Annotated in this window: 20 protein-coding genes; 14 read left to right on the top strand and 6 right to left on the bottom strand. The window is 63.3% G+C overall.

The window, feature by feature from the left end; genetic code table 11:
* Position 1: 1 nt before the first annotated feature.
* The 7 genes from R3E49_RS06325 to R3E49_RS06295 all read left to right on the top strand — a co-directional run bounded on the left by R3E49_RS06325 (position 2) and on the right by R3E49_RS06295 (position 6,205).
* Positions 2-274 (top strand): class I SAM-dependent methyltransferase, encoded by a 273-nt coding sequence (locus tag R3E49_RS06325; RefSeq protein ID WP_371294267.1) that lies wholly within the window; start codon positions 2-4, stop codon positions 272-274.
* 150 nt (positions 275-424) lie between these two features.
* Positions 425-1,681, top strand: a complete 1,257-nt coding sequence (locus R3E49_RS06320) for an HNH endonuclease domain-containing protein (protein ID WP_371294266.1) — start codon at positions 425-427, stop codon at positions 1,679-1,681.
* A 333-nt stretch (positions 1,682-2,014) separates the two neighbouring features.
* Positions 2,015-3,478, top strand: coding sequence for a VOC family protein (locus tag R3E49_RS06315; RefSeq protein WP_371294265.1), 1,464 nt, complete (start codon positions 2,015-2,017; stop codon positions 3,476-3,478).
* A 116-nt stretch (positions 3,479-3,594) separates the two neighbouring features.
* Positions 3,595-4,215: a nuclear transport factor 2 family protein gene (locus R3E49_RS06310; protein ID WP_371294264.1), complete on the top strand. Its 621-nt coding sequence runs from the start codon at positions 3,595-3,597 to the stop codon at positions 4,213-4,215.
* 453 nt (positions 4,216-4,668) lie between these two features.
* A complete protein-coding gene (locus R3E49_RS06305) occupies positions 4,669-5,592 on the top strand; it encodes an Rpn family recombination-promoting nuclease/putative transposase (protein WP_371294263.1) in 924 nt (307 codons plus the stop codon).
* A gap of 10 nt (positions 5,593-5,602) precedes the next feature.
* A complete protein-coding gene (locus tag R3E49_RS06300) occupies positions 5,603-5,779 on the top strand; it encodes a hypothetical protein (RefSeq protein WP_371294262.1) in 177 nt (58 codons plus the stop codon).
* A gap of 24 nt (positions 5,780-5,803) precedes the next feature.
* Positions 5,804-6,205 carry a nuclear transport factor 2 family protein gene (locus R3E49_RS06295; RefSeq protein ID WP_371294261.1) on the top strand — a complete coding sequence of 134 codons (402 nt, stop codon included), beginning with the start codon at positions 5,804-5,806 and terminating at the stop codon, positions 6,203-6,205.
* A gap of 8 nt (positions 6,206-6,213) precedes the next feature.
* On the opposite strand, the gene R3E49_RS06290 is transcribed toward R3E49_RS06295, so the two are convergent.
* Positions 6,214-7,326 carry an NAD(P)-dependent alcohol dehydrogenase gene (locus R3E49_RS06290; protein ID WP_371294260.1) on the bottom strand — a complete coding sequence of 371 codons (1,113 nt, stop codon included), beginning with the start codon at positions 7,324-7,326 and terminating at the stop codon, positions 6,214-6,216.
* Positions 7,327-7,468: 142 nt separating this feature from the next.
* Between R3E49_RS06290 and R3E49_RS06285 the strand changes: the two genes are divergently transcribed.
* Positions 7,469-8,593: a DUF3524 domain-containing protein gene (locus tag R3E49_RS06285; protein WP_371294259.1), complete on the top strand. Its 1,125-nt coding sequence runs from the start codon at positions 7,469-7,471 to the stop codon at positions 8,591-8,593.
* Here the strand turns inward: R3E49_RS06285 and R3E49_RS06280 are convergent.
* Together R3E49_RS06280 and R3E49_RS06275 are read right to left on the bottom strand one after the other, a co-directional pair.
* The gene (locus R3E49_RS06280) at positions 8,562-8,741 is read right to left on the bottom strand and encodes a PLDc N-terminal domain-containing protein (protein WP_339638443.1); all 180 of its coding nucleotides are present in this window, start codon (positions 8,739-8,741) and stop codon (positions 8,562-8,564) included. The genes R3E49_RS06285 and R3E49_RS06280 overlap by 32 nt on opposite strands.
* Positions 8,742-8,888: 147 nt before the next feature.
* Positions 8,889-10,433 carry a tannase/feruloyl esterase family alpha/beta hydrolase gene (locus R3E49_RS06275; RefSeq protein ID WP_371294258.1) on the bottom strand — a complete coding sequence of 515 codons (1,545 nt, stop codon included), beginning with the start codon at positions 10,431-10,433 and terminating at the stop codon, positions 8,889-8,891.
* 281 nt (positions 10,434-10,714) lie between these two features.
* Between R3E49_RS06275 and R3E49_RS06270 the strand changes: the two genes are divergently transcribed.
* Together R3E49_RS06270 and R3E49_RS06265 are read left to right on the top strand one after the other, a co-directional pair.
* Complete coding sequence (locus R3E49_RS06270) at positions 10,715-11,287, top strand: heme-binding protein (protein WP_371294257.1); 573 nt, start codon at positions 10,715-10,717, stop codon at positions 11,285-11,287.
* Between the two features lie 121 nt (positions 11,288-11,408).
* Entirely contained in the window at positions 11,409-12,629 is a 1,221-nt protein-coding gene (locus R3E49_RS06265) for a cytochrome P450 (protein ID WP_371294256.1), read from the top strand.
* Between the two features lie 28 nt (positions 12,630-12,657).
* On the opposite strand, the gene R3E49_RS06260 is transcribed toward R3E49_RS06265, so the two are convergent.
* Complete coding sequence (locus tag R3E49_RS06260) at positions 12,658-14,190, bottom strand: FAD-binding domain-containing protein (protein ID WP_371294255.1); 1,533 nt, start codon at positions 14,188-14,190, stop codon at positions 12,658-12,660.
* Positions 14,191-14,195: 5 nt separating this feature from the next.
* Positions 14,196-15,125 (bottom strand): LysR family transcriptional regulator, encoded by a 930-nt coding sequence (locus R3E49_RS06255; protein ID WP_371294254.1) that lies wholly within the window; start codon positions 15,123-15,125, stop codon positions 14,196-14,198.
* A 132-nt stretch (positions 15,126-15,257) separates the two neighbouring features.
* Between R3E49_RS06255 and R3E49_RS06250 the strand changes: the two genes are divergently transcribed.
* From R3E49_RS06250 to R3E49_RS06235, 4 genes are all read left to right on the top strand, one after another.
* The gene (locus R3E49_RS06250) at positions 15,258-16,091 is read left to right on the top strand and encodes a DUF6671 family protein (RefSeq protein ID WP_371294253.1); all 834 of its coding nucleotides are present in this window, start codon (positions 15,258-15,260) and stop codon (positions 16,089-16,091) included.
* A gap of 115 nt (positions 16,092-16,206) precedes the next feature.
* Positions 16,207-17,880: a dihydroxy-acid dehydratase gene (gene ilvD / locus R3E49_RS06245; RefSeq protein WP_371294252.1), complete on the top strand. Its 1,674-nt coding sequence runs from the start codon at positions 16,207-16,209 to the stop codon at positions 17,878-17,880.
* 10 nt (positions 17,881-17,890) lie between these two features.
* Positions 17,891-18,181, top strand: coding sequence for a hypothetical protein (locus tag R3E49_RS06240; protein WP_339638452.1), 291 nt, complete (start codon positions 17,891-17,893; stop codon positions 18,179-18,181).
* 89 nt (positions 18,182-18,270) lie between these two features.
* The gene (locus tag R3E49_RS06235) at positions 18,271-19,572 is read left to right on the top strand and encodes a spinster family MFS transporter (RefSeq protein WP_371294251.1); all 1,302 of its coding nucleotides are present in this window, start codon (positions 18,271-18,273) and stop codon (positions 19,570-19,572) included.
* A 15-nt stretch (positions 19,573-19,587) separates the two neighbouring features.
* Here the strand turns inward: R3E49_RS06235 and R3E49_RS06230 are convergent, their stop codons facing one another.
* Positions 19,588-20,646 (bottom strand): alpha/beta fold hydrolase, encoded by a 1,059-nt coding sequence (locus R3E49_RS06230; RefSeq protein WP_371294250.1) that lies wholly within the window; start codon positions 20,644-20,646, stop codon positions 19,588-19,590.

Here is a 20,646-nt window from a genome sequence, read left to right as displayed (position 1 = left end):
AATGGTGCACGGTGGGTGGGTAAAAGGTAACTTACCGGAGGCCCCCGGCTTCGTTTGCGACATAGGCGCCGGCTCGGGCCGCGACGCCAACTGGCTTGCCGAGAAGGGCTGGGACGTCATCGCCGTCGAACCCAGCCGGGGCATGCGCGAACTGGCTATACCCAAATCCCATCCCAACGTCACCTGGCTGGACGACTCCCTGCCGGAGTTCTCTCGTCTGCGCGCTCGGCCACCGCTTCGACCTGGTGCTGCTCAGCGCCGTCTGGATGCATAAAGGCCGGGCCAGCGCGAGCGGGCCTTCCGCATCCTCACGGAGCTGCTCAAGCGTTACCGGGTTCGCCTAGCAACATGTCAACGTTAAATGCGTCGTACTGCAAGTAAATGACTCGAAATGATGACAAAACCAAGAAACCGGACCTGTCATTTGTCTAGCTCTTTAGAGCGCGGCTTCCATCCGGTATCCGCCGCGGAGCTCGCGGTCTTCGCCCAGCGCCGGGCGGTGGTGATGAAGGATCCCGTGCGGCAGCCGGACCAGACCCGCGCCCACGTGGAGTGGGAAACGGTGGTGTTCACCATCCCGGATGATGGCACCGGCAGCCTGCCGCTGCTGCGACACATCATCGTCAATGACAACAAGTCGGCGTCCTACAAGCTGGGGCTGCTGCGGGTGCTCACCCGGATTGCCGAGAGCGCGCCCGGGGTGGTGATGCGGCGCTCGGATGACTGGGTGGAGATTCCGCTCGGTATCGTCGGCCTCTACTGGCTGAAGCAGTACAAGCCCCTGTTGATCGACCATCAGCTGCGCGAACGCCCCGAGTCGGATCAGGGCTATGGCTTTGCCCGCGAAGCTTTCTGGAAGCTGGCACAGATATCGCCCTATGATCTGCGCGTGGGTGGCCATCTGGTGGATGACCATGCCGCCATCGTCACCCAGGCCATCCGCGATGCCTGCGCCAATATCACCACGATGCCCACCCGCTATATTACCTGGCCCGGCCGGGCTGACCCTGTATTTGAATTCGAACGGCGCGGGTTTCGTTTCCAGCCGCAGCCGCTGGTGATTTCCGCGGAGTACCTGGCGCGGTTCGGCGTGTTCCGTATTCCCGCCGCGATCTGGCAGACCCTGGGCCAGTACGCCTGCTGGCTGGAGCCCGCCATCCTGCGCGAGTGGGCGGCGCTGCACAGTCAGTGGAATGTGAGCGACCCCCGCGCCGGCGACCAGCAGGTATTTGCCTGGGAGGAGGGGCGGCGCGATACCAGCCTCGCCGCCGGCCGCTTGCTGGACCTGCGCCAGCAGGGTGTGGACGTTCCCTGCGTGTGGAGCGCCCGCCCGGTCCGCGAGGCGAACAGTCTGCATATCGACCACTGCTTCCCCTGGTCGCGCTGGTTCAACAACGACCTGTGGAACTTGCTGCCCGCCCGCAGCGACGTCAACCTGGCCAAGGGCGACAAGCTGCCATCCGCGCTCGCTCTGTCCTCCGCGCACGGGCGCATTCTGGACTGGTGGGACCAGGCGTGGCTGGGGTCGCCGTACCGTGAGCGCTTCCTGCTGGAGGCCGCGGTGTCACTGCCGACCCTGGTTGAGGAACCTGCCCTTGCGGATATCTATCAGGCCATGCTGCACCAGCGGGCGCGCCTGAAGGCGGATCAGCAGTTGGCGGAGTGGACGTTTGGGCGGTAAGTGCTGCGTTGCGGCTATCTGAAAAATAAATACAAAAAATACAATAAGATAGAGTCATTTTATCTGTCGAGAAACCGAGCCTCGCCAGGTGTAGAAGGAAGAAAAAAAATCTCCTCTACCGATAGGCTTGGCCGCGGAAAACGCAGCCAGTTCAGTAACGGTTCAAAATACTTGCAGGACACAAACAAGTGTCTATACTCAGTTTTCCGGGCTATAAGTCGTGGGCCGAGGCCCGGTTTGATTGCAGCGTTTTAATCCTGGATCCGCCTGGAGCCACGCCGGGTCTAACCCCGACGCCGGGCGTCATCAATAATAAGCAGCGAGGAAAAAATCATGACGAAAATGCACAGGATGGGAGCTTTTACCCAGTTTTGGGTCGGTGCGGCTGCGCTTGCTATGACCTTGATCTCGACCCAGGCGTGGAGTAATGACTCTGTTCTTGGCGGTAGCGTGATTCTGGATAGATTTGAGGCCACCTTTGAACGTGAGAAGGGATCGCCAGCCGAGCGGGCGGAGATATTCATCGGCAGTGCGGGGGAAGCTACCCTGACGCTGGTCGATTTGTCTGACTCGCGTTCCAAGAACATCGCCAGCGCGACAGTCATGTTGAACGGCGAGACCCTGCTGAAGCCAAGCGATTTCCGCAAGAAAGAATCAACTTACGAGCTTCCTGTGACGCTTCTGGCCGGGGCCAACGAAATTACCGTCAAGCTGGCGGGCAAGCCGGGTACCCGGTTCGACCTGCAGGTACAGCAGGAGGTATCCACGGGGGTAACGAGCCGTATCCACTTCAATACTCAGGTCAGCAGTTTCCGTGACGCACGGGAGTTCTACCGCAGGCTGGGATTCAATTTCAGCATCGATTTCCCGCAGACCAATACTGCGGCTGTGGCAAGAGCGATAGGCATTGAAATTCCGCCCGGGACCGATTTCAAGGCAGCGGAGTGGGAGGAGCGGCTGGACGAGGACCGCGCCGTCGGTTTCCCGATTGGTGTCGACGGTGGTTACCTGCTCAAAGGCCAGTTGATTGGTCTGCCGCTGTTCTTTGCCCGCGGCTTCTTCATTGATCTCATCGAGTTCACGATCCCGCGCCGGGACGATCCGCCCTATGAAAAGATCAACCATCTGGGTATGGCAATGGCGGCCATGGAAACGGCGGATATCGAATACGACTATAACTATTTGGTCTCCAACGGGATCGAGGTTCTTGCTGAACCGATAACCAACCCCGACGGCGAAAGGTTCGCGATCTTCAAGGACCCGGACGGCGTCTATTACCAGCTGATCGAGACGAATTCCAGTTTCATTGACGACGATGGTGATGGTGAGAGGGACATTGAGACCAACATCAACAGGCTCGGCAAGGTCACCATCAACGTCAGTGACTTGAGTGTGTCGGTGCCATTTTACGAGCGGATCGGTTTTCAAGTGGTACGCGACACTTATGAAACTGGCAGCTCCGACGTTGCAGAAGCTCTGGGAATGCCCATTGGTTTCCAGCGTAAAGGTACGCTAATGGCCCTGGCCGACGGCTCTCAAGTTGAGCTGGTCCAGTGGATCAATCCCTTTGACCCGGCCCCACCCTATAGCGGTCCAGTCAACCATATCGGAATTGGCCGCATCGCGTTTACCGTGGAAAACATTACCGGCGCCGTTGAGAAGCTCAAGCAACTGGATAGTGATATCGCCTTCGTGTCAGAGATTGCACCCTGTTGCACCGGTGACTTGTCGGACAGCGGAATTATTGCGTTCTATGATCCCGATGGAACGGTGCTGGAGTTCACTGGTCCTCGCTGACTGCTGTCGAAGTACCGCATGACAGTCCAGGGGCCCGCATGCTTGCCATGCAGGGTCCCTGGCAAGGAGTAAACGACGAGTCACTGAATATAACTTTAAATTTGAGGTGCAAGATAATGACTACAATACCGCTTCAAGCAACAGCATCACGATCCACCCTTCTGCGGAGCCTGTCGCTGGCGATGGCGATAGCGGTCGGTTTCTTTTCAACCACGGCATCGGCTGCAGAAAATCTGCAGGTCAAGAATGACATCGTCAATCTCATGCTGTGCTATGGCAAGGGCACTGACACTTTTGGTGCCCCCGGTAATCCGAACGCATATTGGGATGGCCTTGCAACCTACGAGGAGTGCTTCACCGAGGATGCCAAGTTTAACCTCTGGCCAGCCGGCTTTGATTTCAATGGTCCACCCGCTCTGAGCATTGTGGGTCCCACCGCATGGGCCCAGTTTGTGGATGCTGGCGTGCCCCGTAACGATGCAGGCGATTCCATATCTCATGGTCAGCACATGCTGAGCAACTTCATGGTTGAAACTCAAGGCACAGCAGGATCGCTGACGGCTTATCTGAATGCCACGCGAACGGTTTTTGATCCCGAGCAGAACGGTGTTGTCACCAACGTATCGGTCGCCAATGGTACCTATACGCTACACGTCGAGAAAATCCGCGGAAAATGGATGGTCAAGGAACTCGACCTGAAGCTGATCAGCTTTGTTGATCATTTTAGTGCCGAATAGCGAGCGCGATGGCTGGCAACCTGTGCTTGTTCATGCCCGGGCGACGCTGATACTCAACACAGAAGCAGCAGTCCACGGCCACCATTGCTGATCAACTACGAGCGGCGTGAGCGGCTTCCATCTCCCTGCCGACGCTGGTGGAACGGCCAGCGCCGGCAGATATCTACCAGGCCATGCTGCACCAGCGGGCGCGGCTGAAGCCGGATCAGCAGTTGGCAGAGTGGACGTTTGCTCGGTAGCCGCTGCGTTGCGGTTTCGCCTTCCTTTCGCAGCTGCGTGCGCTTTATGTCACTGTGCCTCTGTATCTGGCGCAGCTGATAACCGAAAAACGCTTCCGCGGAGACGCGTTTTGACCTCTCGGACTGGTTTGCGCCTCCATTTTCATCAAATGTACCCATGCGCTTGTACGTCGCGGTGTCATCCTGCAGAGTTGGCGGTAGAGGGAGGAGGGCGATGCCGGCTGCCAGGGAGGGCGCCATGGTTGCACTGCTGGACCCGAAAAACGACTACGTGTTCAAGCGGCTGTTTGCGGGTGATCCCGAGCTGACGGTGGCGCTGATCAATGACCTGCGGCCGGATTTGCAGCCGGTCGCTTCGGTAGAGATTCTCAATCCCCTCATCAGTGCCAGTGAACTCAGCGGCAAGGGGATTGTTCTGGATGTGCGCGCCCGCTGCGTTGACGGCCACCAGTACAATATCGAGATGCAGGTGCAGCGGCAGCTCGATTGGGGCTCCCGCAGCCTGTTCTACCTGGCCCGCCTGCTATCACAGCAGCTGAGCGCCGGGGATGAGTACCAGGCGGTGGCGAGCGCTATCGGCATACATCTGCTGGATTTTGACCTGTTTACAGTGAGCACCGCGGAGCGAGGGCAGGCCCTGTGGCGCTTTGAGATGCGCGATGCCGCCCTGCCTGACGTAACGTTGGGAAGCGAGCTACAATTGACGGTGATGGAGCTCAAGAAAGCGGACCGGCTGGGGCAGCTGCAAGGCCCCGCGAGTGACTGGGTCCGTTTCTTTGAACACTGGCAGGAGGACACGATCATGAGTGGCATTACCCACGAGCCAGTCAAGAAAGCGATAGGCAGCATCCGGCAGCTCAGCGCCGACGAGGAAGCCCAGCGCCTGGCCGAGGCACGCGAATGGGGGCGCATCAACTGGAACCTGAGTATCGCTGCAGCTCACCGGGAAGGGCTGGAGCAGGGACGGATAGACACATTGCGCAATGCTCTTGCCCAGCTGCTCGAACAGCGGTTTGGTCCCCTGTCTGAGTGGGCGAACACTCAGCTTGCCACTGCCAAGGTCGATCAGCTTGATACCTGGACGAAGCGCATACTGTCGGCGGGCAGTCTGGAGGAGCTGTTGGGGCGTTCGGGATGAAAACGTTTCTGTGGAGACGCTGTCCTGGGCCCATGGCCGCATTCTGGACTGGTGGGATCAGGCCTGGCTGGGGCCGCCGCACCGGGAGCGCTCCCTGCTGGTAGCCACCGTATCCCTGCCGACGCTGGTGCAGCAGCCGGCGCCGGCGGATATCTACCAGGCCATGCTGCACCAGCGGCCACGATAATAAATGTCTCAAAGGAGCCACCCCATGCCCACCAAAGAACAGATCGACCACGCCATCAACGAACATTTTGACGCCTGGAACGCCCAGGATCAGGTGCGCTGGTCAGCGAATTTTTCCGAGGACATCGTCTTTGAAGACCCCTACGGCGGCCTGCTCAAAGAAGGCCCGCTGGCGGTGCGGCAAAGCTGGGAAAACAGCTTCAAGAATGGCGACGTCTGGACGCTGGAGTGCCTGCTCAAGCAGGTCTGCCTGGATCAGGCGGCGCTGGTGGTGCGTTCCACCGGCAGCGTCAATGGCAAGCCGGTGGTGGTGGAAGGCATCGAGATTTACACCGTGAACGACGACGGCAAGGTGTGCCATATTCGCACGTACTTCAACCCCCCGGAGGGGATGGAACTGGACCCGTATTTTTCACACCAGAGCTGAAAGCGGCATTACTGCACCACATTCACCACCAGCTTCCCGCGCGTGCGGCCCCGTTCCAGATAGCGGATCGCCTCGGGGACGTCGGCCAACGTGAACCGTTGATCGATCACGGGCGTGAGTTGCCCGTTGTCCGCATAGCGGGCCAGCGCTGTCAGGTCCTCAGCGGTGGTGATGGCGAGCAGCGGCTCCAGCCGCTGTGAAACGAAGGGGGAGCGCACCACGGCGTGTAACGGCCGCGCCAGCGGGCCCCACCAGGGGTCTATCTTCATGGAGCCGACCAGCACCAGCACGCCATCCGGCTCGGTGACACCCAGTATGTCCGAGATGGCATGGTTGCCGACCATATCGATAATGGCGTGGTAGCGGGTGTCGCCTTCGGTGTAGTTCTGCTGCGTGTAGTCGATTACCCGGTCTGCACCCAGCGCGCGCACGAGCTCCGCATTGCGGCCGCTGCACACCGCCGTCACGGTGGCGCCCATGGCCTTGGCCAGTTGCACGGCATAGCTGCCCACGCCGCCGGACGCGCCGTTGATCAGCACGTGTTGGCCGGGCTGCACCTGCGCCTTGTCGCGCAGCGCCTGCAGGGCAGTGATCGCCGCCACGGGCAGCGCGGCGGCCTGCTCGAAGCTGAGGTTGGCCGGTTTCAGGGCCATGCCACCGGTTTCGCTGCGCACCACATACTCGGCGAAGGCGCCGTTGGCCACACCGAACACGGCATCGCCCGGCTCGAACCGTGTCACACCCGAGCCGACGGCTTCCACCACGCCAGCGAAGTCTGCCCCCATGCGTGGCGACTGCGGCGCATTCAGGCCGTTGACCAGGCGCAGCAGGTAGGGTGTGCCATGCAGGAAGTGCTTGTCGAGGGGGTTGACCGAGGCGGCATGCACCCGCACCAGCACGTCGCTCTCTGCCAGCTCGGCCTTCGCCACAGTCTCCACGGTGATGATGTCCGCATCGCCGTAGCAACGCTGCATGACAGCCGTGAAGCTTGAAGCGCCGTCTGCCGCTGGGGGCGGTGGCTCGCAGGCGGCGTTGTGGCTGACGACCAGTGCCAGCGCGCCCACGGCCAGCACCACGGTGGCAATGAGCCCCGCCAGTATTTTGGCAAAAAGTCGATACACGGTGTGTCCCCCGGCCGATGGTCAAAAGTGTACTGTCTACGGGGCGGAGTTCTGCTGCAAGGTTTTTGCGATGAATGGGGTGTGTGGGGCGGTAAGCTGCCGTTTGCAAAGCATGACAAGTCTCCTGCGGGTGTGATACATCATGGCCATGCATCGATCGTCATATTCCGCCGTCTCGGGCTCGTCGCCCTGTGCGTGGCTACTCTCCGCCTACCGCGCCGACAGCCACGCCGCCTGGGCAGACTGGCTGCTGGCCTCGCATCCGCAGTTTGCTTGGCAGCGGCTGGAGCTGCCGGGTCGACACTTCGCCTGGCGTATTCGCGGCAATCCGCTGTCCTGGCTGGCGGCCCTGCCACCGCAACAGCCGGACCTGATTTTGGCCACCTCGATGGTGGACCTCGCCACCCTCAAGGGCCTGCACCCGCGTCTGGCGGGGGTGCCCACGCTCTATTACTTCCACGAAAACCAGTTTGCCTACCCGCTCAGCAGCCGCCAGCGTCACTGGCTGGAGCCGCAGATGGTGCAGTTGTATGGTGGTCTGGCGGCCAGTCGGCTGGTGTTCAACTCCGCCTTCAATCGCGACAGTTACCTGCACGGCGTGCAGCAGCTACTGGAGCAGATGCCTGATGCGGTACCTGCCGGTATTGTCGACCAGCTGGCGCAGAAGAGTGGTGTGTGCCCGGTACCCGTAGACCCTGTGCCGCCGGCGGCGGAGCGCGACGGACAGTTGATTCTCTGGAACCACCGCTGGGAACACGACAAGGCGCCGGAGCTGTTCACCGAGGCGATGATTGCCCTGGCAGGGCAGGGTGTGGCATTCCGGCTCGCCTTGCTCGGCAAGCGCCCTTCGCGAGTGCCGCCGGCGTTGGCGCGCTTGCGCGAGGCCCTGCCGGAACGGATTGTTGCGGATGGTCAGCTGCCTCTGGATGCGTACCGCGCGCTGCTCGGCAAGGCGGCCATTGCGGTGAGCACGGCCCGCCACGAGTTCCAGGGGCTGGCGATGCTGGAGGCGGCGAGTGCGGATGCCAGGCCGCTGGTGCCCGATGCGCTGTGTTATCCGGAACAGTACCCAACGGCCTGCCGCTACCCGCCGGGGGATGCGGGCGCGCTGGTGTCACGGCTGCGTGACTGGCTGTCCGGGGCGCTGCCACCGCCGGTGGATGTCAGCCCCTGGTATGCCCAGCACCTTGGGCCGGTGTGGGCCGAACTGCTGGACAACACGCAGACGGTGATCGCTAACCCTTGGGCCCCATCAGCGCCCAGATAATCAGCCCCACCAGGGGCGCCAGTAACAGCAGCAGAATCCACAGCACTTTCGCCAGGCCCCCGGCGGAGCTTTTCGCCACCTTGATCACGGCCCAGATAACAATCACCAGCCAGATCAGCCCGAGCAGGCCACCTACTTCTACACCCATAACAACCTCCTTGATGAGGGTGGGGCGGCATCGGTGTGCGCCGTCCCGCGCCCTATGCGCTTCACTCTACGGAAAACACGCGCCTATAGCCACGTGCAAATCCCCCCTGCAGGCTGGACAGTCGCTGCGATGGCAAGCACGTTTGCGCTACTCGCCGCAGCGGTAGCTCGCGGCATCATCCAGCGGCCCGTGTCCGTCATGGATGGCGCGCAGGGGATAGGGGCACAGCAGCGCCGTTGCCGTGGCCGCCGCAGGGTCCAGTGTATCGCGGGCCACAATCTGTGCGGGTGGCTCAGCCTGCTCTACCCAGGCATCCAGGGCCTGCAGCGGGTCGAACAGGTCCGGTGCGAGGCCGGGCGCTTCCCAGCAATGCCCGTGGCCCGGCACCATGAACAGGCGCGCGTGTTCAGCCAGCGCCTCGGCGCCGCCGTTTTCCGCGGCCGCGTCGTTGAAATAGCGGATGGTGCGCTGCGGCAGAATCAGCGGGTCTGCCCAGCCGTGCCAGATGAGCAGCCGCGTGCCTGCGGCGCGTAGTCCGGAGAGATCCGCGTTGGTGGCATTGGCGCGCTGTGCCAGTGGCGAGGCCGCCATGGCCGCCGCTTCCGCCACCACGTCAATGCTCGCCGGGTTCACGTGCTGGCCTGCGGGCACATTGCGGTAGATGTCGAGGAAGCCCTGGGAGGCGTCTCTGCCCCAGGCGGGTTGGCCATCACGGCCGGTAATCCAGAACGGCCAGAGGTGCTCGGAGCCCGGCGGCAGGCCGGGAAACAGCTGCGTATCGCCGTCGTGCGCGCCGCGATACAGCGCGGCAACCTGTTGCAACTGTGCCGCGCTCAGGCAGCCGCTGTCGGTATTGGCTGTGCAGCGCAGCGCGCTGAGGTCGGGATGGCATCGCTCCGGTGTGGCGATCAGCCCGTCTTCCAGGCCGTCCAGCGCATCGCAGGCCTCGCGTACATGGGTGGCCAGGCGATCGATGTGTGCGGGGGTGAACCGGGGCTCACCATCGGGGGTCCAGGCCTGCTGGATCATCCACGCGCCCTGCACACCGGCATTGCCGGACAGGTCCAGAATCGGGCCGCCCGCGGCGATGCCGTCAAACAGCTCGGGATAGCGCTGCGCTGCTACCAGGCCCAGCCGGCCCCCGTTGGAACAGCCGGAGAAGTAGCGCCGCTTCGGGGCCTGCGCATAGTAGGCCTGAATCACCTCGGTGCCCAGGGTGGCCAGCGTCGGCAGCACGGCCTCGGCCCACAGCGCAACGGCCTGGTCATCGCCACTGCGCGCCCAGTCGGTGTCCGAGGTCGGGGCCTGGTGGCCGCTGTCGTGGGCCATGGCGGCATAGCCCTGCTTCAGGGCTTCGTTGATGCTGTTGGAATAGCCCGGCTTGTCGGGCAGCAACTGGCCGCAGAAACCGCCGCAGCCGGCGAGCACGAATTTACCGTTCCAGTCTGCGCGAGGTGGCAGGCGCATTTCGAAGCCCACTTTACCGGTGGCCTGGCCGCGCACCTTGCAGAACGCTGGCAGGTCGCCCGCGGGCATCAGTTGGGGCGTTTCCGTGAGGGTGACACCTGCGGTGGCAGCCAGTGCCGGTTGCAGCGCTGCGCAGTTTGCGTTGTCGTTATTGGCGGCGAACGCCAACTGCGCCATGAAGAGTGTACCGATGAGGCCGCCCAGCCGTTGCCAGTCGCTCGACATTGCAATCTCCCCCCAGTCAGTCCAGAGTTTCCACTCGCCGCGGCCGTGCCTGCAGGGAGCGACCCATGCCCATACCGGCCGACAGACTTATCAGGGTATCGCGGCCGAAGGGCCCTTTACCTTACGCATTTTCGGAGCGCGTATCCATGCCAATGGCCTTGCCCCCACTCTACACTGTCACCCCCGCAGGGGTTGGGAGAATCACCCTGCGCTCACTGAAGCGCATGTGCAGGCCGTTCGCTGTGGGCGCGTTCCTTACGCTGGCGGGGATGGGGAATGCTATGGCCGTTGAAGAAGCGGAATACACCGTTGTGCAGGCGGATGAGCCCTTTGAGCTGCGCCACTATGCGCCGCATATTCTGGCCGAAACCGTCGTCGAGGGCGATTTTGAGGGCGCGGGCAGCAAGGCCTTTCGCCGGCTGTTTGACTATATATCGGGCAGCAACACATCGCGTGAAAGCCTCGACATGACATCACCCGTCGGCCAGCAGGCGGGCAGCGAGAAGATCGACATGACCTCGCCGGTCGGGCAGCAGCGGGTGGATGGCCGCTGGGTGGTGAGTTTCATGATGCCCGCGTCCTACTCCCTGGAGACGCTTCCGCAGCCGGATGATCCGGCCGTCACCCTGCGCCAGGTGCCCGCGCAGTTCATGGCCGCGGTGCGCTATTCAGGCTTCTGGTCGGAAGAGCGCTACCAGCAGCACCGGGAAAAACTGGCCGCGTGGATTGCCGAGCAGTCCCTGACGGTGGTGGGTGAACCGGTCTGGGCCCGCTACGACCCGCCGTTCATGCCGTGGTTCATGCGGCGCAATGAGATTCTGGTGCCCGTATTGGATCCTTCCAACAACCAGTGAGCAGACCCGGTGCAACTCGAGGGTTGCCTCGGTAGTGTCGCAGGGTGGTGGCACCGCGGCAGTTCCACGAATGCGTGATGACAGGAAATCCAGGACCCAGCAGCGTATGAAAAACTGCCCGATGACGAAACACAGCCTCGCGAATCTGGCCCTCTACAGTCACGGCGCGCCCAATCACCTGATTGCGGAGAACAGGCAGCAGCATTCGGTGTCCTGGGAGGCAGGCAGTGCCGGAGAATCGGGGCACTGGAATGTGTTTGCCACTCCCGAAATCGACACGGTGTTAAAAAACCCGGCGCTATTCAGCAATGCTGCAGGTCCACGCCTCGTCGACACACCCAAGGAGGCCATCAGGGGGAGACATGTTTCGCTCAACCTGATGGACCCACCGGTGCACCGCGATTACCGTCGTCTGGTGGATGCAGCCTTCAAGCCAACCGCGATTAAACAGCGCGAGCCCAACATCCGGGCCATCGCCGACACCATCATTGATGACGTTATCGGGCAGGGCCGCTGCGAATTTGTGACGTCGGTTGCAACACAGCTGCCACTGCGTGTAATCGCCTGGATACTCGGCATTCCGGATGCGGATCGCGCGCACCTCTGTGCCCTTACCAACACCATGATGATCGCCGACGATCCGGACTTTGCCGGCAGTGTCATGGAGGGCTACGACGCGCAGCGAGCACTGGTGCAATACGGTGCCCAACTGGCTGCCAGTCATCGACTCAATCCCCGGGACGACCTGACCACCGACCTGTTGGCGGCGACGCGGGAAGGGGGAGAGCAGCTCACTGATCTGGAATACGGGCTGTTGTTTCTCAACCTCATTATTGGTGGCGTCGAAACCACGCGCAATGCCACGGCCTACGGTCTCCATGACCTGATACAACACCCCGAGCAGTTCCAGATGCTACAGAATGACCCCGAGTTGATTCCCGGTGCAGTGGAGGAAATGTTGCGCTTTCGCGCACCGATAATGAACTACCGGCGCACCGCCATGGCAGACGTTGAGCTGGGAGGGCAGACTATCCGCAAAGGTGACAAGGTCATCGTGTGGCTTGCGTCCGCCAATCGGGATGAGCAGGTCTTTGCACACCCCAACAGCTTTGACATTACCCGCTGTCAGCGCGAAAGAGTGCAGCGGGACGCCCGTACCTTTGGCGCAGGGCCACACTATTGTCTGGGTGCACATCTGGCTCGCTTGCAGCTCAAGGTGGTTTTTGAGGCAATCACCGCGCGGATGACCAATGTGCAACTGGTCGATCAACCCAGAAATGCGCTGTCAGCCTTTGTCGACGGCTACAAGGAAATGCACATTACCTTCGACCGACGGGCTTGATGTCAGCGCAAACGGTTGTGAATCCGGTTTAACGGGGGCTCACCGTTCCGCGCCCCTGACTGCGCTGGCGTTGTCTGCCTCGCCCGCGTTCGATGTGCCGCCCCAGTATCCGCTCCGCCTCCTGCATCACCAGCGGGTCATCGCGCAGGGCCCAGAGCTGCTCCCGTGCCCGCCGGTGGGCGGCCTGCAGGTCGACGATGGGTGCCGGGTAGTCAAGGTCCAGCCCCAGCCAGGCCGCTTCCATCGGCGCGATCGCCCAGGGCCGGTGAATCAGCGGTGCCTGCAGCGCACGCAACTCGGGCAGCCACTGGCGCAGGAACTGTCCGTCGGCATCGTGCTCCATGGATTGCTTGACCGGATTGTAGATGCGCACGGTATTCATGCCCGTGACACCCGCCTGCATCTGGAACTGCGGGTAGTGAATGCCGGGCTCGAAGTCCAGAAACAGGCGGGCGAGGTGCGCGGTACCCAGCCGCCAGTCCTGCCACAGGTGGTGGGTGAGAAAACTCACCAGCATGGCGCGCCAGCGAAAGTTCAGGTAACCGGTTGCGTGCAGGCAGCGCATGGCGGCATCCACGGCGGGAAAGCCGGTGGTGCCTGCTGCCCAGGCGTCGACATGTGCCTGGTTGCGTGGGCGCTCGAGCCGGGCGTAGCCGCGGTTCAGGTCGCGAAACTGCATCTCGCACTCCATCTCGAATTTCTGGATGAAATGGCAGTGCCAGTAGAGCCGTGACTCGAAGGCCGCCAGCGACCGCTGTGGGCCACCGCGGGCGCGCGCCTGCTGTAGCGCCTGCCAGAGCTGGCGCATGCTCAGGTTGCCCCAGGCGAGGTAGGGCGAGAGCCGGGAGCAGTGCTCGCGGCTGGTAACGGGGCTGGACAGGCTGGAGGCGTAGCGCGTGTGGCGCTGTGAGAGAAAACTCTGCAGCCAGCTCTGTGCCTCTGTTTCACCGCCGCGCTGGAACGCCGCCTCGTCGGCAAGCCAGGCGGGGTCGACGCGCCCGCGTGCGCGCAGGGCTTCGCTCTGTCCACCCGCCGGCAGCAGGGCCGGGCGCGCGCCCTGCAGCTGTGGTGTAGCGAGTGGCTGTTGCATGCTTTGTTGCCAGGCGGCGGCCCAGCCCTGCCGGTTGCGCCGCCCGCGCTGCACACCGTTACTCGGCGACTCCAGCCAGGGTACGCCTGCCGCCCTGCAGAAATCGGCCACGGCGCGATCCCTGTCATAGGTGATGGCCAGACCGGTTTCCTCGTGGCTGTGCAGCGAGCCGAGGCCCACGTCCTGCTGCAGGGCCTGCAGCAGCGGCAGCATTTCGCTGAGAAAGACATGAACGCGGGTGCCCAGGGGTTTCAGGCGCCGGTTCATGTCCCGCAGTGACTGGGTGACAAAGCGCCAGTGGCGCGTGGCGTAGTGCGGGTCCGCAAGCAGGGAGGGCTCGAAGCAGTAAATCAGCAGCAGCGGCCGGCCGCTGGCGATCGCTTCGCAGAGGGGGGCGTGGTCGCTCAGGCGCAGGTCGCGCTTGAACCAGATTACCGCGGGTGCCGTGCCCGTATCGCCGTGCCCAGCCACGTGGCTCAGCGTGTCCGCTTGCCGGCCTTGCCCCGCCGTGGTGTTTCCGGGGGGGTGTTCTGGTAGCGTTCCAGCAGGGTTTTCAGCGCCACCAGCTCGAAATGGCGTTTCGCGGTGATGGCATAGAAGCGCTCGACAACCGTGTCCAGCACGCAGTAGCGCTGCAGCCTGCCGGACTCCAGTTCATCCTGTACCACGACCTCCGGTACCACCGCGAGCCCGCCGGAGTCGCGGGCCAGCAGGCGCAGCATGGCCATGTCCTCCACCTCGGCGTAGGGGTCCACCTCAACCCCGTGCTGTTCGCAGAGCAGGTCGAACTGGTTGCGGATCTCGCTGTTGGGGCCGGGCAACAGCAGTGGCAGGGTGCCGAGATCCTGCGGGAAGCGGAAGGTTTTCGCCGCTTTGCCCGGTGGGCCGACAATGCACACGCTCTGTTCGGCAATCTGCTGGCAGCGCCAGGGTGTGGATGTGTCTGCGGCCACGGCGCGGTTGGAGAGGATCAGGTCCAGCCTGTGCACGCGCAGCTGCTCCAGCAACTCCTCCAGGCTGGCTGAACGGATAACCAGCTTGATTTTCGCCTCGCCGATCACCGGCCGCAGGAAGTTCTCCTGGAAGTTGCGCGACAGGGTGGCCACTGACCCGATGCGCAGCCGCTGCAGGCGCTGCAATTCGCCGCTCTCGGTGAGGGCCAGCAGTTCGCTGCCCAGGTTGAAAATGCTCTCGGCGTACTCCAGCACCAGATGGCCCACTTCCGTCAGGCGCAGGGAGCGACCATCGCGGCTGAACAACTCGTGGCCGAGCTGTTCCTGCAGCTGCTTGATCTGTGACGACAGGGCGGACTGTGACACGTGCAATTGCTGCGCTGCCCGCGTCAGGTGGCCCTCCTTGGCGACCACCCAGAAGTAGTACAGGTGGTGAAAGTTCAGCTGGCGCATAAAAAGTTCTCGAAAAAAGAACGATACTATCGAAAGTAACTGTTATACAAAATCCAGTCATGACCGCAGTATGGCGCGGTCGCAGCTGCCTGCCTGGGATACTATACGGTCTGTTCTGGAATGATGGATGATATGCGCGCACTCTCCGACCGCCCGATTGCCCTGCTCACCCGCCACGCCAAAGGCGACCTGGTGGCGCCACCGCTGGCGGCGTTGGGCCTTGTGCTGACGGTCACCGATGCCTTCGACACCGACCAGCTGGGCACCTTTTCCGGTGAAGTTGAGCGCAGCCTGAGCCCCCTGGACTGCGCGCGGCACAAGGCCCGGCTGGCCTGTGAAATCACCGGCCTCGACCTGGGCCTGGGCAGTGAGGGCAGCTTCGGCGGCGGCCCCATGGCGGGCCTGGTGAACTGGGACGAAGAGCTCCTGGTGCTCTGGAACCGTCAATCCGGCCAGGAAATCGTGGCGCGGGCCGCGGGCCCGGTGCGGGTCGCGCCTGTCACCTGGGTCTCCGAGCAGCGGCTTGCGCAACAGTTGGCAGCCCACGGTGACGAGCAGGGCTGGATCGTTCGCCATCCGGGGGGCGTGAGCAAGGGGTTGCGCGGCGCGGCGGCTGTATTGCAGGCCCTGCGTGATACGGTGTCGCCGCAAGGGGCGGGCGGCGATCTGGACAGGCTGTTGATTGAGCCGGATCTCAGGGCCATGCATTGCCCTGAGCGCCAGGCCTATATCCGTCAGGCAGCCGAGCAGCTCGCCCAGCGCCTGCAAACACTGTGCCCCGCCTGTGCCGCCCCGGACTTCTGGGCAGACCGTTTCGAACCGGGGCTGCCCTGTGCCGAGTGCGCCGCGCCGACCTCGCTGCCGCTCACCGTCATACACCGCTGCAGCGTATGCCGGCACGAGCAGCGTGAGCCGCCGCCACAGGAAACCGCTGACCCGCAGCATTGCGGCTGGTGCAACCCCTGATGACCGGCTCGGCAGTGGCGCCTCAGTCGGCGCCGGGGTGCTGCGCCCGGTGTGCCAAGCCAGTTCAGTGCCCGCAGCGTATACTCAACCAGCAAAACCGGAGGACAGCATCACCGTGAAAGACAAACGCAGCCACTCGTCCCTTGTTGTGGATGGCGTCGAGAAAGCCCCGGCCCGCGCCATGCTGCGCGCGGTGGGCTTCACCGACGAGGATTTCCACAAGCCGCAAATCGGCATCGCATCCACCTGGAGCATGGTCACCCCCTGCAACATGCACATCAACGCGCTGGCAGACGAGGCCTGTGCTGGTGCCGATGAGGCCGGCGGCAAGGGTGTGGTGTTCAATACCATCACCATTTCCGACGGCATTGCCAATGGCACCGAGGGCATGAAGTACTCGCTGGTGTCGCGGGAGATCATTGCGGACTCCATCGAAGCCGTGGCCGGCTGCCAGGGCTTTGACGGCCTGGTGGCTGTGGGCGGCTGTGACAAGAACATGCCGGGCTGCATGATCGGCATTGCGCGGCTCAACCGTCCCGCGGTGTTTGTCTACGGCGGCACCATCCAGCCCGGCGCCAACCACACCGACATTATTTCGGTGTTCGAGGCGGTGGGCCAGCACGCGCGGGGTGACCTGAACCTGCTGCAGGTGAAGCAGATTGAGGAGACCGCCATCCCGGGCCCCGGCTCCTGTGGCGGTATGTACACGGCAAACACCATGGCGTCGGCAATCGAGGCCCTGGGCATGAGCCTGCCCAACAGCTCCGCACAGGAGGCGGTGTCCCGCTCCAAGGCGGAGGACTGCCGGCAGGCGGGGGCAGCGGTACTCGCGCTTCTGGAGCGCGACATCAAGCCCTCCGACATCATGACCCGGGAGGCGTTCGAAAATGCCATCGCCACGGTCATTGCCCTCGGTGGCTCCACCAACGCCGTGCTGCACCTGCTGGCCATGGCCCACGCAGTACAGGTGGAGCTGACGCTGGATGATTTTGTCCGCGTCGGCGCAAAAGTCCCGGTGCTGGCGGACCTGCGTCCGAGCGGCAAGTACATGATGTCGGAGCTGATTGCCATTGGCGGCATCCAGCCGCTGATGAAAATGCTGCTGGATCGGGGTTTGCTGCACGGCGACTGCCTCACGGTCACGGGTAAAACACTCGCCGAGAATCTGGCGGACGTGGCACCGTACCCCGAGTCGCAGGACATCATCCGCGCCTTCGACAACCCCATCAAGCGCAACAGCCACCTGATGATCCTGCGCGGCAACCTTGCCCCGGAGGGTTCGGTGGCGAAGATTACCGGCAAGGAAGGCCTGCGCTTCCAGGGCAGGGCGCGCGTGTTCCACTCGGAAGAGGAATCCCTGCAGGCGATTCTCGACGGCCGCGTGGTGAAGGGCGATGTGGTGGTGATTCGCTACGAAGGGCCCCGCGGCGGCCCTGGCATGCGGGAGATGCTGAGCCCCACATCGGCCCTGATGGGCAAGGGTCTCGGCGCCGATGTGGCGCTGATCACCGACGGTCGCTTCTCCGGTGGTAGTCACGGCTTTGTGGTGGGGCATATCACGCCGGAGGCGAGTGAAGGGGGGCCGCTGGCGATCGTCGAGGATGGCGATGAGATTGTCATCGATGCGGAAGCGGCGCGGATTGACGTTACCCTGGGCGCGGAAGAAATCGCCGCGCGACTCGCGCGCTGGCAGCCGCCGGCACCGCGCTACACCCGCGGCCTGCTGGCCAAGTTCGCGAAAACCGTGGCCTCCGCATCGGAAGGCGCGGTCACCGACAAATACCTGTAAGGACTTCAGCATGACAGACGAGTTGGATGCACAACGGTTCCGATTGATCAGCGGCGTGTTCTACCCTGACGAGGCCAATCAACTGTTGATGACGCTGATTGAGGACAAGATCAGTTTTCACCAGCGCAATAACTGGAGCCGGCGTGAACGGTTCGGTGAGACCGACGCCGCCGGCGTCAAGCGCATCAATGAACTGCGCCAGACCAAGGCCGACCTCGCGGCTCTGGTCGAGGCCGCCGAGGCAGCGGGGATGAAACTCAGTATCAGCGGCAACATCGATATCACGTTGACACCCAAATAGGGCGGCGAGGGCGCGAGCAGTCACCTCACCGCTTGCACCCCGGGCGATAGACACATAGTCTGTCGGACAATAAGAAAAGGAGCCCCGACGTGGCTGAAGCACCGCCCGCTACCGGCGTTGCGTCCTCGCTGTTTTCAGCGGGCACGCGACGCTACGTGCTGACCATCCTGGTCATCGCCTACACCTTCAATTTCATTGACCGCCAGATTCTCGGGATACTGGTGGAGCCCATCCGCCTGGAACTGGGCGTCAGCGATACCGCCATGGGCCTGCTCACGGGCCTTGGGTTCGCGGTGTTCTATACCCTCATGGGTATTCCCATAGCCCGCTACGCGGACCGCGCCAACCGCCGCAACCTGATTGCCGCCGCGGTGGGTATCTGGAGCGTGTTCACCGCGGCCCAGGGCCTGGCGCAGAATTACTGGCAACTGCTGGTCTATCGCATTGGCGTCGGGGTCGGGGAGGCCGGGTGCTCGCCGCCTGCGCATTCCATGCTGGCGGATTACTACCCCGCCAATGAGCGGGCCACGGCACTGGGTATTTATTCGCTGGGGATTCCGATCGGCATCCTGTTCGGCTTTTTCGTTGGCGGCTGGATGAACGAGTGGTTCGGCTGGCGCGTGGCGTTTTTCGTGGTGGGTATTCCGGGCATTGTGCTGGCGCTGGTGATCCGCTTCACCGTGCGTGAGCCGGACCGCGGCATGTCGGAAACCCGGGTGACCGCGCCCGGGCAGCAGCCCGCGATCGGTACCGTGTTTCGCTACCTGCTGGCGCGCCGCTCCTTTGTGCACATGGCGCTCGGCGGCGGCATCACCGCCTTTGTCGGCTACGGCCTGATTTCCTGGTCCGCCGCTTTCCTGGCGCGCTCCCACGGCATGTCTTCGGGTGAGATCGGTACCTGGCTGGGCCTGATATTCGGCATTCCCGGCGGTATCGGGATCGTGCTGGGCGGGCGGCTCGCAGACCACTTCGGCGCCCGCGATGCGCGCTGGTATCTGTGGGTCGTGGCGGTGGCCCTGCTGATTTCGGTGCCCGCCGGGGTGTTCGTGTTTGTGCTGGATGATATTCGCGCGGTGCTGCTGTTGATGGTGCTGCCGGTGATGCTGGGCAACTTCTACCAGGCCACCACCTTCGCCCAGACCCAGACCCTGGTGGGCCTGCGCATGCGCAGCGTGGCCTCGGCCATTCTGCTGTTTGTGATCAATATCATCGGGCTGGCGCTGGGCCCGTCGGTGGTCGGGCTGATCAGCGACCTGCTGGCCGCGGACTACGGGGTGCACTCACTGCGCTGGGCGCTGTTGATCTGCTCGCTGGCCAATGTCTGGGCGGCCTGGCATTACTGGCGCGCCGGTGCGGCCTTCCCCGGTGACCTGGAACGCGTTCAGGACTGACGGCGCAGCGCGCGGTTATTGCCTCGCGGGCAGCGTATCCAGAAAGTGCAACAGGGCCCGGTTGAATGACTCGGGCTGTTCCTGCTGCACAAAGTGGCCGGCCCCCGGTATCAGCTCGATACCGCGCAGGTCGCTGGAGCAGCGCGCCAGTACGGCGAGCGCATCGTCGCCAATCATCTGCAGCACCGGGTCTGCGCTCCCGGCGATGAACAGCGACGGCGGCGTCACCCGGGCATCCGCCCACGCCCGACCAATCTCCCAGTTGCGGTCCGCGACCCGGTAGGAGTTGATGCCACCGATGAACTCCAACCCCGGCGCGCAGTGGGTGAATTCGTCGACGTAGGTCTGCAGGTCCTGTTCAGTCATCCACGGCCAGGGGAGGGGTATCGAGGGGTCCGCGAGCACATCGAGGTAGCTGTTGCCCTCGGTGGAGAAGCGGGTCCAGTCCAGCAGGTGACCGTCGGCGCACAGTGCCCAGAACAGGCGGGTCAGGAACAGGCGCGGGTTCTGCGCCAGCTCGCGCTCCGGCCGCTCCGGCTGTTGATAGTAGTGCATGTGGTAGAAGTGCTGCGCCGCAACCTCGGCAAAGCAGGTGCTCGGTGCCTTGTCCGGACGGGCAAAGGCGCGCGGGTATGCGCTGCCCGGGGGCGGGTTGGCGCCGGCGCCGCCGCGTCCGGCGAGGTCGAAATCGTAGGGGCAGGCGACGCCGACCACCGCCATGACACGGTCCGGGTGACGCACGGTCACGTTGTAGACCTGCGCCGCGCCGAAGTCGTGCCCCACCAGCACCGCGCGCGACAGGCCCAGGTGATCCATCAGGCCCAGCACATCCCCTACGGTGTGCTCGCTGTCATACAGCATCGGGTCGGTGGGTCGACTGGAGCGGCCATAGCCGCGCTGGTCGAAGGCCACGGCGTTGAAGCCTGCGCTGGCCACAGCCGGCAACTGGTGACGCCAGCTGTAGGCGAGCCCCGGGAAACCGTGGCAAAAAATCACCCAGGGTTGCTCCGCCCCGGCGCGACACTCAACGTAATGCAAGGTCACGCCATCACGTACCACGCTGCCATAGTTCAT

This window comes from Haliea sp. (assembly GCF_041395985.1).
Lineage (GTDB): Bacteria > Pseudomonadota > Gammaproteobacteria > Pseudomonadales > Halieaceae > Haliea.
The sequence above is the reverse complement of the archived record's forward strand: the minus strand, read 5'-3'. Positions and strand labels throughout refer to the sequence as shown.

Bases quoted from the DNA above. Each gene is read 5' to 3' on its own strand.
- R3E49_RS06325 (WP_371294267.1), top strand. From the start codon at position 2: ATGGTGCACGGTGGGTGGGTAAAAGGTAACTTACCGGAGGCCCCCGGC.
- R3E49_RS06315 (WP_371294265.1), top strand. From the start codon at position 2,015: ATGACGAAAATGCACAGGATGGGAGCTTTTACCCAGTTTTGGGTCGGT.
- R3E49_RS06310 (WP_371294264.1), top strand. From the start codon at position 3,595: ATGACTACAATACCGCTTCAAGCAACAGCATCACGATCCACCCTTCTG.
- R3E49_RS06305 (WP_371294263.1), top strand. From the start codon at position 4,669: ATGCCGGCTGCCAGGGAGGGCGCCATGGTTGCACTGCTGGACCCGAAA.
- R3E49_RS06295 (WP_371294261.1), top strand. From the start codon at position 5,804: ATGCCCACCAAAGAACAGATCGACCACGCCATCAACGAACATTTTGAC.
- R3E49_RS06285 (WP_371294259.1), top strand. From the start codon at position 7,469: ATGGCCATGCATCGATCGTCATATTCCGCCGTCTCGGGCTCGTCGCCC.
- R3E49_RS06280 (WP_339638443.1), bottom strand. From the start codon at position 8,741: ATGGGTGTAGAAGTAGGTGGCCTGCTCGGGCTGATCTGGCTGGTGATT.
- R3E49_RS06275 (WP_371294258.1), bottom strand. From the start codon at position 10,433: ATGTCGAGCGACTGGCAACGGCTGGGCGGCCTCATCGGTACACTCTTC.
- R3E49_RS06270 (WP_371294257.1), top strand. From the start codon at position 10,715: ATGGCCGTTGAAGAAGCGGAATACACCGTTGTGCAGGCGGATGAGCCC.
- R3E49_RS06265 (WP_371294256.1), top strand. From the start codon at position 11,409: ATGACGAAACACAGCCTCGCGAATCTGGCCCTCTACAGTCACGGCGCG.
- R3E49_RS06255 (WP_371294254.1), bottom strand. From the start codon at position 15,125: ATGCGCCAGCTGAACTTTCACCACCTGTACTACTTCTGGGTGGTCGCC.
- R3E49_RS06250 (WP_371294253.1), top strand. From the start codon at position 15,258: ATGCGCGCACTCTCCGACCGCCCGATTGCCCTGCTCACCCGCCACGCC.
- R3E49_RS06240 (WP_339638452.1), top strand. From the start codon at position 17,891: ATGACAGACGAGTTGGATGCACAACGGTTCCGATTGATCAGCGGCGTG.
- R3E49_RS06230 (WP_371294250.1), bottom strand. From the start codon at position 20,646: ATGAACTATGGCAGCGTGGTACGTGATGGCGTGACCTTGCATTACGTT.